The sequence below is a fragment of the uncultured Methylophaga sp. genome (genome assembly GCF_947259025.1).
Taxonomy (GTDB): Bacteria; Pseudomonadota; Gammaproteobacteria; order Nitrosococcales; family Methylophagaceae; genus Methylophaga.
The window spans coordinates 255,797-267,980 of sequence record NZ_CAMYKO010000005.1 but is presented as its reverse complement, the minus strand read 5'-3'; the positions used below and the strand labels follow the sequence as shown (position 1 = coordinate 267,980).

The window sequence follows — 12,184 nt, the reverse complement described above, 5'->3', positions numbered from 1 at the left end:
TTTATGGCGGTTTATTATACCGGTTCAGCCGGGTTTTGTTTGCCCGGATTGGTGAAATGCCACCGGCAAGACACTTTCGCAGAGCTTGAGATGTCTCGGCTGCGCTCGACATGACAATATTATTTCATGCCGATGGACAGGTTTGTCATGCCGACGAACGGAGGCATCTCTTCAACGCTTGGAGATGTTTCGGCTTCGCTCAACAGGACAGGATTGCTAACGAATGGAAGCAGCTCAGCACAGCTTTAAGCTGGTTCTACGCTATTCCCTCATCCCCACGTGCAAAGACGGCCAGCGGGTGCGTGGTAATAATGGTCAGCAATACCCGTTGCCCGGGCTCGGCGACTTTTTCATGGCTGCAGCGAATGCGAACCGTGGCACCGTCATCGGTTTTCACGGCGTACAAACGGGCACTGCCCTCATAGCGACTCCAGATCACTTCGCCATTGCCCTGATCGACAATGTTCAGGGACAGATCATCCGGTCTCAGCAGCAAATCGACCTCGCCGGAAGCGTCGTTGACCGGCGCTGCCGGGGCATTGCCGAGTTCGGTGGTAGCCACATTACTGCCCGACTCCAGGCTCGCAGGCAGGAAACTGGCCTCACCCAGAAAGCGAGCCACAAATCGACTGTTGGGTTCACTGAAACAGGCTTCGGGGCTGCCGACTTGCTCGAGTTTGCCATCTTTGAGTACCCCGATACGGTCACCAACTGACAGCGCTTCTTCCTGATCGTGGGTGACCCAGACAGCCGGCACAGCGGCTTCTTTCAGAGCATTGCGGATTTCCCAGCGTAGATCATCTTTCAGCGCGGCATCGAGATTGGATAAGGGTTCATCCAGCAACACAAATGCCGGTTCATGGGCCAGTGTGCGCGCCAGCGCGACACGTTGTTTCTGACCACCCGACAGGTTATCCGGTTTGGCATCACGCCAGGGGCTGAGACCAAGCAACTCAATCCAGTGATCGGCCTTGCTATGATCTTTGAGTTTGAAGCTGACATTCTGCGCCACGGTCAGGTGCGGGAACAAAGCAAAGTCCTGAAATACCATGCCTACCTGACGTTTTTCCGGCGCGATGGTTTTGTGGGCCGTGACGGTTTTCTGTCCCAGTTTAATCGTGCCTTCCGAGATCGGAATCAGTCCGGCCAGGGCATGCAGAATAGTCGTTTTACCACAGCCTGTCGGTCCAACCAGGGTCAGCAGTTCCGACTCACCCAGCGTCAGACTGAGATCATCAACGACCTTTTTCTGACCGTAGTGAACGGATACGTTGCGAACTTCAATCATGAGACTGAAGGCTCCTCCTCAAAAATATCTGTTTGATTCCAGCGCTCGCCATAGAACATCACTGCCAAAGCCAGCCCGGATATCACAACTAACAGTAAACCCGGGATCGCTGCCTGACCAAAATAACCGGCTTCGTACACCCGCCAGAGATAAGTCGCCAGTGTTTCAAAATCGAGCGGACTCAGAATCAGCGTAGCGGGTAATTCTCGCATGACTTCGAGGAACACCAAAGCAGCACCGGCAACAATGCCTCGGATACTGAGTGGCAATGTAATCCGGCGAAAAGCCTCTTTACGGCTTGCACCCAGGAGTCTGGCGGCTTTGACCAGGCTCGGATCCAATCGCTCTGAAGTGGAGCGGATGGTGCCCACAGCCAAAGGTAGAAAACGCATCACATATGCCAGCACCAACAGTGCCAGAGTCTGATAAAGCAGTGACACCTGGAGGCCGACATAAACCAGTGCCGTACCCATCACGATACCCGGCACACCAAAGCCCAGGTAACTGACGCGCTCAGTGAGACGGCCAAAACGGCCATGGATGGCAGCCTGAGCTACCGGCAAAGCGAATATAACTGCAGCAATAGCTGCAAACAGTGCGGCATAGGCTGAGTTCCAGGCATACACCAGCTCGAAGTTACCGGCACCATCCCGCCACAGCCACAGGATAAATATAGCCAGCGGCAACATGATGGCGAAGAGCACAACCGGTGAGGCGGCCAGCAACATTAGCGCGGTTTTGAGCTTCCCCGGCCATAGCAGCAAAGATTTACCCGGTCGCTCCCGGGTGCCTTTGACCCGTGATTCGATAAACAGAATAAGGCCTACAATCACCAGCAACTGCAGTGACAACATCGCAGCCTGACTGAGACCGAAACTGTTGTATTCGACGTAAATCATCCGGGTAAAGGTGTCGAGCCTTAAGATCGCTGGCGTGCCGAAATCAGATAAGGCATACATCGCAGCTAGTAAAGCGCCGGCAGCGATGCCGTTGGTTATGCGCGGCAAAACCACGGACCAGAGACTGCTGAACAGGGACATACCCAGCGTTCGCGCTGCATTGACCAAACTGGAGTCCAGACTCAGCAATGACGCCCTGACGGTGAGCATCACAAAGGGATAGGTATACAGCGCCATCACAATGCTGGACCCCACCAGTCCGTCGAACACCGGTGTGCTGATGCCGATCATCTGCTCGATTTCACCACCGGGCCCGAAGGCCGCATAAAAAGTGAAAGCACCGATATAGCTGGGAATCGCCAGCGGCGCCGCCAGCAACACCAGCCAGAAGCGAGCCCAAGGCAGTTTGACGTAAGAGGTCAATAAAGCCAGTGGCACACCGATAATCACTGCCCCTGCTGCAGTGAGCAGCATCAGCGAGATGGTGTTGGTCAGAATATCGAGGTTACGGGCGTCGAATAGTTGTGGACTGTCTGCCGCCAGCCAGATCAGCACGGCAACAGGCATCAACGCGATTAGAGCGATGATGATGGCAAACGGGTAAGAAGGAGACCATTGCTTCATAAGATGCCGCTGCTGCGCATCAACTCCACCGTAGGTCGCAGGTCAGCAAGCTGGGTCAAATCAATCTCGGGCGGCGACACTTTATCCAGACTGGGCAGCCCGACAGGCGGGGCCACATTATCGACCAGCGGAATTTCGAAGGCCTCTTCCGCGAGGTAGGACTGCACTTCCCGGGTCAGCAGGTAACGGATGAAATTCACTGCCAGCTCATTATCGGTCAATGCCAGAATGCCTGAGGCATTGACCAGACAACCCGCATCGTTACGGGTAAAAGCCAGATCAACATTGGCATCAGGCTTACCGGATTTGAGCCGTAGTGTGTAGTAGTGATTGGCCAACCCCAGATCCACTTCACCCCGCTCTACCGCCATTACCACGCCCAGTTCACCGGCATATTTACTGGCACGTGCATCAATACCACGCAGCCAGTCTGCTGTGACTTTATCACCTTTCAAAATACGCATCGCCGTGACGAACGACTGGAACGAGGCATAAGCCGGCGCCCAGGCAATACTGAAATCGCTATCGGCCAGCGCCATGATATCGTCCGGGATATCTGCTGCTGTGAGTCGCTCCGTGTTGAAAGGAATGGTACGAATGCGGCCAGTCACCGGCGTCCAGTCTGAAAACTGAAAGTTATCACGCAGCTGGCCGGTGAGGTCATCAGGCAGAGGTTGGGCCAGTCCGGCATCAGTCACCATGCCCACAGCACCGGAGTCGACCGCCCAGAAAAGATCAGCACGACGCACACCCGCCTTGGCCTCAGCCAGAATGGCATTGGTCAATGACGCGGTGGGACCGCGACGGATGCGAAGTTTGAATTCCGGGTTACGTTCTTCAATGGCCTTGATAACGTTTTCATACAGACCGCCCTCGCCCCGCCCCAAGTAGAGGGTTAATTCGCCCTTGAGCTCAGGGAGACTCTCCACAGAGACAGCGCCGGCCGGATTGGCCAGCACTGTATTGAGACTGATGGGTAAGGCGCCGGCAGCGGCCAGCGCTGCCATTGACTGTACAAAGCTTCTGCGCTGCATTTAGAAAACGTCCTTTCTCTCTTCAGCAGATTGTTCCAGCAAGGATGACGCAGTATCCAGCTTGCCCTGCATCATGGTGACCACGCCGCGAACGTCATCGACGCTTTTACCATTCTGAATCGCTTGTGGCAGTGTCACATTGAAGTCTTTTTCCAGATCTTCAACCAGCTCAGCATCCAGGGCAATCAATTCACCCTCGACACCTTCAAACAGGTTCAGATAGGTATCATGCACAATGGTGACAGCCTCTTTAGGCAGTTTCTCTGCATACTTGGCGACCACGCGGTTGAGGTGGTTGTCAATTGCATCCAACGCTTCCAGTGAGTTGGTGGGATTGTCCTGGGTGGTGGCGACTTGTTCTGTCAGGCCCTTGTCCTGATACTGTGCTGCCAGTTTGACCGCACCAAGGCCTTGCCATAAGGCTTGTTCCAACAGGTCGTGCTGCTCGCGCACCTGCTCAATGCTGGCGTTGTCTTCCATCGCTGTTTTGACACCGAAGAGACCTTGCCAGATTGAGGCATAGACGGGCACGTAATTGGTTTCAATCGCTGAGTGGAAATCGACGGCTTCCCAGTGTTCGACCAGCAGATCCGGTTTAGCCTCGTCAACACCGCCTTCCTGGTAACGCAGGATCATGGCCTTGACTTTGTCGTTGAGCCAGTTGACTTCCTGGCTGTAGTTATCGAGGTTGTCGGTCAGATGATTCACATGCTCACCAATTGCGCCGGTCGCCATGGTCGCCTGTGATGTCATCAACGCTACCGCGCCCAGCATACCCACCAGATACTGGCGCTTAAACCATTTGCTCGTCATTGTCTTGTTCTCCTGAGTTTGACAGTTTCATTAGCTTGAGATGTTGTTGATAATGATACTCATTTAAATAATTTCAGTAAACTGGCTTTCTCTGCCTTTCTCAAACTGTGAACTGAGACAGGGCCGGACATATTGAGTTCAGCCTGCTGTTGTTGATTCTGTGGGTGGAAAAACTACTATTATGAATGAAAAGCGTTCAATCTCCTATCCTCAATCACATCAACGGCAATTGGCTCAGCCTGCGTGATAGCCGTATCAGACTCGTTGTACAATAGTGCGATTAACTTTTTTCAACTCAAATAAGCGAACTCAGATCTATGAAAATACAGAGCGATTATGTTGATCTCGATACCCCGACTGGCGTGATGCGGACCTATATACACCGCCCCGTTGGTGATGGCAGTTATCCGGTTATCCTGTTCTATTCAGAAATCTTTCAACAGACCGGACCAATCGAGCGTGCTGCACGTCTGATGGCCAGTCATGGCTATGCGGTACTGGTGCCGGAAGTGTTCCACGAGCTCAACCCCATTGGCACTGTACTGGGCTATGATGATGCCGGCCGCGATAAAGGCAATGCCGACAAAGAAGCCAAAGATGTTGAAGCTTACGACTCAGACAATGCGGCCATGATTGCTTATGTCAAAACCCAACCCTGGTGTAATGGTCATATCGGCGCGATGGGTTATTGCATCGGTGGTCACCTGGCTTTCCGTGCTGCCCTGCAGCCAGAAGTCGAAGGCACTGCCTGCTTTTACGCCACAGACCTGCACATTCAGAAAATCCCCAACCAGCCAGGTCAGCACAGCATGGAACGTCTGAATGACATCAAGGGTGAATTGCTGATGATCTGGGGTAAACAGGATAACCACGTGCCGCGCGATGGCCTTGATAAAATCCATCATGCCCTCAACCAGACTGACATCACCTTTACCTGGCATGAATTTAATGCAGAGCATGCTTTTATGCGTGATGAAGGCGATGGTGGGCGCTATGATGCCCAGACCGCAATGCTGGGTTATCAGCTGGCGCTGAACCTGTTCAGCCGCACTCTGCGGTAAACAAGCAACATTAACTGACAGGGAGTCACTCATAGGCTGACTCCCTGTCACTTCAACAACGCCAACTACATCACACTTTTTGTTATATCCCGGTGGTATTGATAACTCAAACATCATTGAGTGAGCAATATGAACCTGACACGCAAAACACCAATGCTGATGACCTGGGAAGAGGACTTCAGCCAGCACAATGAACTTATTGATGAGCAACACCGGGCCATCATTACCAGTATCAACGCCATCCACTTTCTCACGCTGAAAGGTGATGAGACCCACATCATCAAGCATGTGATGATGCTCTACTCACAGCTGGAGCTGCACTTCAAAACTGAAATGCTGATTCTCAGGCAAAATCAATCGCCCCTGCTGGCTGGCTATGAGGATCAGGCGAATCAAATCCTGACATCTTTACTGAACAGACTGGATGCGCCCAGTGACGATCATCAGACACAGCTTTTGTTCAGCACCTTTAAAGACTGGTGGCAGCGCCATCTGGAATTACATGACAGCATCACCCCGTTCCTGAAAGATTGGGAGAGGGATTTTTGCCGGGTCGCTGACGCCGATAGCATTTAATCCTGTTATCAGATCAGCACTACATTGCTCGGCTGTCAGCGCGTTCGGGACTTTGATTATCCACTTCGGCCCATTTTGATTCGACATAAGCAACTCATTACCAAGCAGTTTCCAAAAAAATTGCTATTAACGCTTCACATTGAGCGCGGATATTGTAGAATGCCACGCTTTCTTGGGGTGCTTAGCTCAGCTGGGAGAGCATCGCCCTTACAAGGCGAGGGTCGGGGGTTCGATCCCCTCAGCACCCACCAAGAATTTCCTTTTTGTCCGTCTCCCCTGGCGGCGTATCCTTGGACGTCTTGGCATTAATCTCTTAATGTCGCTAAGCTGACAAGTAAAAGTCTGAGAGATAAACCTTTGAGCCTGTCCCAAAATCCGACAATGACGCTTTTCCACTGGAACATTCTGATATTGCCCGGTGATAAGGAAATCTTCGTCGGCCTGCGTCATCGTCCGGAAACCGTACCGCCATTCAAACCCGCCGATGATGATGAAGTGCTGCCATTTTTGTTACGTAACAGCAGTCCGATTAAAACCTTCGAGCGCCGCCGTGGCATCGGGTTTACCGAGTCTGGCCGCCGCTATGTCGTGATTGGCGAGCCCAGTGATCCCACCGGGATGATCCGGCTCAGTGTCAGCCAGATGATGTCAGCCGAGAACATCCACTGGAAATATGTATTCGCTGAATAAAGCGCGTCATAGCGTAACACCCCTCACAACATAAATTTCACAACGCAGCACCGATATTGAGCGGATGAAAAATGCATCGCTCATTATTGGTGGTCATGGCGGCATTGCCCAGGCCATCATCCAGACTTTATTAAACTCAGAGCGCGACAAGGCAATCGTAGTAGTGAGTCGTGGTCAGCGTCCTGCAAATGCTGCCGACATTGATTGGTATCAATCGGATCACGGCGAAGCGTCAATCAACGAAATTACTCAAGCGTTTCAGGAACAGGGGCTGGTCTTTGAACGGGTGTTTATCTGCCTGGGTATCCTCCACGATGACACTGTCAGCCCGGAAAAACGCTTGGAAGATCTGAATGCAGAATCGCTATTGCATGTATTTAATATCAACAGCATCACGCCGGTGCTTTGGCTCAAGCACCTGCTGCCCGTTTTGAAAAACACTGACCCGGCTCGGGTTGCTGTCTTCAGTGCCCGGGTAGGCAGTATTACAGATAACCATCTTGGTGGCTGGTATGGCTACCGGGCCAGTAAAGCCGCTTTGAATATGCTACTGAAGTCCACCGCCATCGAATACGCACGCCGCGCGCCCAATGTTAAAATCATCGTCTTTCATCCGGGCACAACGGACACCGAGTTGTCCCGCCCTTTCAGTCAGAATGTGCCTGAGGGCAAATTGTTCAGTCCCGCGTTTGTAGCGACACAAGTCATTAATATCCTGGATGCGCAGACAGCCGATGGTGAATTGTCTTTTCTTGACTGGAATCGTCAGCCAATAGACTGGTAGCTGGCCTTTTCAGAACTAGGCTAATCCAGCTCGTTTTCCAGAATAGACTGATATTCACGGATTCTCTGTACATATCTCACCGGCTCACCGCCACGGGCATAGCCGTATTTGAGATCTTTGTAATATTGCTTTTGCGCCAGCAGCGGCAGAACCTGCTTCATATCGTGCCAGTCGTACGGGCTGAAACCCAGCTCACGAGCCAGGATCTGGGCATCATGCATGTGCGCACGGCCGATGTTGTAGGCGGCCAGCGCAAGATAGAGCCTGTCTTCGGCACTGATTTCCTGTCTGAAACGGCTCAGCATATTTTTCAGATACCGGGCACCGCCCATGATGCTCTGTTTCGGGTCAGTGCGATCACTGATATCCAATGATTCTGCTGTATTTTGCGTGAGCATCATGATGCCCTTGACGCCGGTTGGCGAGACCGCTTGTGGATCCCAGTGGGATTCCTGATAGCTCTGCGCCAACAGCGTGTTCAACGGTAGCTCAAAGGTATAAGCGGCAGATGCAAAATAACGATCATAGCGTGGCAGCCGTTCATCAATGCGACGTCGAAATACGCTGACATCAACATAGTCGAATTGACGAAAGAAACCGTAATAGCGATCTTCGATTTTGCGCATCTCAGCGCTATTCTCAAAGTCTGCATGCCACTGATCCAGCCGGGCTTTGAGCTGCTGACTTTGCGCTGCCAGGTATAGAGCTAGCGGCTGCCTGTCAGTCAATTGCATGGCCACGGTGATTTCCGGGAAATAACGGCGATTGATTTTGACAATATTGGAGTCGGCGACGGTGCAGTCGATCTTCCCACTGGCAACCTGACCCAGCAGCGCTTCGGTGGCATGCTTAGTGGTCTCGGACCACTGGAGTTGCGGGTTGTGGGTTTGCTGAATGAGTTTGAGGCGCTGCGCGTAACTACTGTTGGCAATAACCCGAATATTGAGGCCGCTCAGCGCCTGATAGCTGTCAGGCTTTGGCCCATCGCGGTGACAGACCAGTGCCTGGTGGACTGAATCGTATTGGGGACCCGAGAGGAACTCGGCTTCTCTTGAAGGCAACAGCGTCAGCCCCGCCGCAGCAACATCTGCCTCGCCCTCTCTCAAGGCCTGGAAAATCTCGCTGATACTGTCTTTAATCACAAAACGTGGTTCGAGACCCAGCGCTTCGCTATATACCAACGCCAGATCATGCTCATAGCCGCTGGCCTCACCCTGTGCGTCAATATACCAGGTGGTGGGCGCGTTTCGGGTGGCAATGATTAATTCACCCGAGTCGATAATCTGCTGAAACGTTCTTGTATTTTGTTGGGCAGATTGGGAAGTATCGCCACAGGCTGTGAGCAGCAGGCTCAAGCCGATTAGTGCCAGCATTTTGTGATAAAACATAACACTAACATGCCATGCAATGGCGACTGGCACCAGCCCTGCCCCGTCATTTTATTGCGCGCAAGGCATTTGTCAGCAACCCTAAAACAAGCCGCCAGCTTAGCTGAAAAGCGGCTTAAGCCAACATCCACGTCAGCCTCTTCCGGTGTTGCAAATTGTCATCGCTGTCATCGCTGTTCTGACGAAGAGGAACAGCCTGCTGCGATAAAGAGTCACACAAACATCAGCAAACGCAAGGTACCTATTTATGAACAAAACAGCTTTTATTATTATGGCCGGTCTATTCAGCACGGCGCAGGCAGCGCCATTGGAACGGCAAAACATCACCAGTTGTGCCTACCAGGCCGGCACCGCTTATGAGATCCAGCATATCCGGCAGCAACAGGGACATAACTGGGATCAGTTTGCCGCCAATATCAATAAAATCTACGCCGACTCACAGGGCCGGGATGATTTGCTGGTCATCGCTGAGCGCGTTTTTATCCAGCCGGTAGATACCGAGGCTGATGTGATTCACGATGAAATCTTCAATGCCTGTGTGCAGCGACAGCAGGGAACCGAAGCTCAATTCTGAACAAAGCAGGCTTTCAACTCAGTTCAGTGTTTGCCATGCAATTTTCTGAAACCCGTAAAATCAACAATCTCTCCCTGCTGCAGGCGGAATGGCGCCAGGGCCTGTGTCTTTCCTGATTGATCCAGTTCATTTAAAAAAGATTCCAGCTGATTTAACACTTCACTCATCGGGGCCATAGCCTGGACCGGTTTAATAATCATGCCTGCAAGCAGTGCACTCAGGTTGTAGCTGCGATCGGCTTCAGTCAAATGACATTGGCTGACCGCCCTCTGGACGCGTTCCAACAGCAGCTTATGGCTATCAGGATGGCTCTCTGCAAATAATAGAAACTCATCATCTCTCAGACGCACCATAACATCGCTCTGTCGCAGGGCAGCCGCCAACTGCCTGGCCAGGTCAACGTATACCCTGTCAAACAGGCTCTGTTGAAAACGTCGCTTGGCGTTATCAAAACGGATCTGACAGTGAATCAGCAAGCCCTGCATGGCTTGTTGCCGCGACAGTCTTGATAAGGCAGCAGCAATCGCTTTCAAGCCTGACTGGCGGTTCATGATGCCGGTTACAGCATCATAGCGGAGCTTTTCACTGAGTTTTTGATTGGCGACCAGCAATTCAAGCTGGGTTTTAATCAAGCGCCGGCCCAGGCGGAGCTTGGCATCCATATCAATTTTGTTAATAGGCTTGGAGATAAAATCATCGGCACCGGCATTCAGCGCTTCTGCTTCGGCATGACGATCATCGTTGGATGTCATCATCAGGATAAAGGGTTCAACCATAAGCTCACTCTGACGAATGGCATTGCACAATTCCAGCCCATTGGTTCCCGGCATCACCCAGTCCACAATAACAATGTCGGGGGAGCCGGGTTTTAGCAAAATCTCCTGGGCTTCATCCGCAGAGGAAACCGCAATCGGTCTGTAGCCGAGGGATTCGACGATTTTCTGGCACAGTAAGGAATCGATTTCAGCATCATCGACGATCAGGACTTTCATGCATCAGCCATTTTGTCGCTATTTGAGTTCACTATAGCCACAAAACCGCATAAAAACCAGTGCCTTAGATTTTATTCTTGCTCAGTCAATCAGCGTAATCGCGAGATCGACTCGGTGATCTGATATGAAATGTCACGGATGGTTTTGAATTTGTCCATTGCCAGCTTAATCTTGTCAAAACCTTCCGCCACCCGGGTCTGTGAGGTATTGAGGTAATTTGTGGCCTGCTCAACCAACGCTGCATTTTTTGAGGACACGGTCTCAATCTCAACCGTAGAATCGTTGGTGCTTCGCGACAGCTTTCTGACCTCGTCTGCCACCACCGCAAATCCTCGCCCATGCTCACCCGCCCGGGCTGATTCAATGGCAGCATTCAAGGCCAGCAAGTTGGTTTGTTCAGAAATACCGCGGATAACATTAATGGTGTTGCCAATTTGCTCGTAATGCGCAGCCAGTTCGCTGATTAATCTGGACGCATTGCTGACCTCCTCGGTCACATGCTGAGACAACTCTACAGACTCATTGAGCATATCGCCGCAGGCTGCCCATTCCTGCTCAGCATCATCAAAGGCACGGTATGCGTCTTCCGATGCCTGTTTGATCGCATCCTGCCGGCGATGTTCATCAGTTGTTTCCGTAGCAAATTTAATGACTTTGACCACCTTGCCTTTGCAATCGAATACCGGGTTATAGCTCGCTTCCAGCCACACCGGTTGCTGCTGGCTGTTGCGGCGTTCAAAAGTACCGCTCTTGAAATAACCCTGCGCCAGTTCGTCCCAGAATGAGGGGTTATCGCGGTAAAAATCATCATTACAGAACATACGGTGATGCTGGCCCTGAATATCTTTCAGCGCATAGCCCACCGTACTGAGAAAGTTCTGATTAGCGTCGAGAATGATGCCATCAGGGGTGAATTCGATAATCGCCTGGGATTTATCCAGCGCTTTGATGATGGCTTCCTTCTCCAAAGCCAGATCGGTTTTGGCGGTCACATCAGAGGCGATCTTAATCACTTTGACCACCTGCTGATCGAGCATGACCGGGAAATAGGTCGCCTCCAGCCAGACTTTATCACCGTTTTTGGCGACCCGTTCAAAGGTTCTAGACTGGACCTGACCCGAGCCCAACTGTTGCCAGAATTGCTGGTATTCATTACTGGCGGCATAGCCCGGTTCGCAGAACATGCGGTGATGCTGGCCTTTGACTTCCTCCAGGCTGTAACCGACAACCGAGAGAAAGGCTGCGTTGGCCTCAACTATATGTCCATCGGGCGTGAACTCAATCATGGCCAGATTATCGTGAACGGCTTTCAGTTCAGCGCTGAGTGAGCGAATTTGTGCTTCCTGCTGCTGTAGGGTCTGTTTGAGCTTTTTATTGAACATCCTGTCATCCTCATTGACAAGGCCGATACTTTTAGTATCGGCATCAATTGATTTTTACTTAAAAAAAATTAAGCTGGCA

General features: G+C 51.8%; 12 protein-coding genes and 1 tRNA gene. 6 read left to right on the top strand and 7 right to left on the bottom strand.

Annotated features, from left to right (window positions below; translation table 11 throughout):
* Positions 1-256: 256 nt before the first annotated feature.
* The 4 genes from Q0X64_RS07290 to Q0X64_RS07275 are packed head-to-tail and all read right to left on the bottom strand — an operon-like array spanning position 257 to position 4,658.
* Positions 257-1,288, bottom strand: coding sequence for an ABC transporter ATP-binding protein (locus Q0X64_RS07290; RefSeq protein ID WP_297810647.1), 1,032 nt, complete (start codon positions 1,286-1,288; stop codon positions 257-259).
* Positions 1,285-2,811 carry an iron ABC transporter permease gene (locus tag Q0X64_RS07285; protein ID WP_297810644.1) on the bottom strand — a complete coding sequence of 509 codons (1,527 nt, stop codon included), beginning with the start codon at positions 2,809-2,811 and terminating at the stop codon, positions 1,285-1,287. Before Q0X64_RS07285 ends, Q0X64_RS07290 begins: the two co-directional genes overlap by 4 nt.
* On the bottom strand, positions 2,808-3,845 hold the full coding sequence (locus tag Q0X64_RS07280; protein ID WP_297810641.1) for an ABC transporter substrate-binding protein: 1,038 nt from the start codon (positions 3,843-3,845) through the stop codon (positions 2,808-2,810). The genes Q0X64_RS07285 and Q0X64_RS07280 overlap by 4 nt, the downstream gene beginning before the upstream one ends.
* A complete protein-coding gene (locus Q0X64_RS07275; protein ID WP_297810638.1) occupies positions 3,846-4,658 on the bottom strand; it encodes a hypothetical protein in 813 nt (270 codons plus the stop codon).
* Positions 4,659-4,975: 317 nt separating this feature from the next.
* Here Q0X64_RS07275 and Q0X64_RS07270 point away from each other — a divergent pair, with 317 nt between their 5' ends.
* The 5 genes from Q0X64_RS07270 (at position 4,976) to Q0X64_RS07250 (ending at position 7,769) form a co-directional block, all read left to right on the top strand.
* Positions 4,976-5,719: a dienelactone hydrolase family protein gene (locus tag Q0X64_RS07270; RefSeq protein ID WP_297810635.1), complete on the top strand. Its 744-nt coding sequence runs from the start codon at positions 4,976-4,978 to the stop codon at positions 5,717-5,719.
* A 129-nt stretch (positions 5,720-5,848) separates the two neighbouring features.
* Complete coding sequence (locus Q0X64_RS07265; RefSeq protein ID WP_297810632.1) at positions 5,849-6,295, top strand: hypothetical protein; 447 nt, start codon at positions 5,849-5,851, stop codon at positions 6,293-6,295.
* A gap of 175 nt (positions 6,296-6,470) precedes the next feature.
* Positions 6,471-6,546 (top strand) — tRNA-Val (locus Q0X64_RS07260).
* 106 nt (positions 6,547-6,652) lie between these two features.
* Positions 6,653-6,985: a hypothetical protein gene (locus tag Q0X64_RS07255; RefSeq protein ID WP_297810630.1), complete on the top strand. Its 333-nt coding sequence runs from the start codon at positions 6,653-6,655 to the stop codon at positions 6,983-6,985.
* A 64-nt stretch (positions 6,986-7,049) separates the two neighbouring features.
* Positions 7,050-7,769: an SDR family NAD(P)-dependent oxidoreductase gene (locus Q0X64_RS07250; RefSeq protein ID WP_297810628.1), complete on the top strand. Its 720-nt coding sequence runs from the start codon at positions 7,050-7,052 to the stop codon at positions 7,767-7,769.
* A gap of 20 nt (positions 7,770-7,789) precedes the next feature.
* Here the strand turns inward: Q0X64_RS07250 and mltF are convergent, their stop codons facing one another.
* Complete coding sequence (mltF, locus tag Q0X64_RS07245) at positions 7,790-9,157, bottom strand: membrane-bound lytic murein transglycosylase MltF (protein WP_297810625.1); 1,368 nt, start codon at positions 9,155-9,157, stop codon at positions 7,790-7,792.
* A gap of 247 nt (positions 9,158-9,404) precedes the next feature.
* Between mltF and Q0X64_RS07240 the strand changes: the two genes are divergently transcribed.
* The gene (locus tag Q0X64_RS07240; protein ID WP_297810623.1) at positions 9,405-9,731 is read left to right on the top strand and encodes a hypothetical protein; all 327 of its coding nucleotides are present in this window, start codon (positions 9,405-9,407) and stop codon (positions 9,729-9,731) included.
* A gap of 23 nt (positions 9,732-9,754) precedes the next feature.
* On the opposite strand, the gene Q0X64_RS07235 is transcribed toward Q0X64_RS07240, so the two are convergent.
* Together Q0X64_RS07235 and Q0X64_RS07230 are read right to left on the bottom strand one after the other, a co-directional pair.
* A complete protein-coding gene (locus Q0X64_RS07235; protein WP_297810619.1) occupies positions 9,755-10,723 on the bottom strand; it encodes a response regulator in 969 nt (322 codons plus the stop codon).
* Between the two features lie 89 nt (positions 10,724-10,812).
* On the bottom strand, positions 10,813-12,105 hold the full coding sequence (locus Q0X64_RS07230) for a PAS domain-containing methyl-accepting chemotaxis protein (RefSeq protein ID WP_297810617.1): 1,293 nt from the start codon (positions 12,103-12,105) through the stop codon (positions 10,813-10,815).
* Positions 12,106-12,184: the final 79 nt, after the last annotated feature.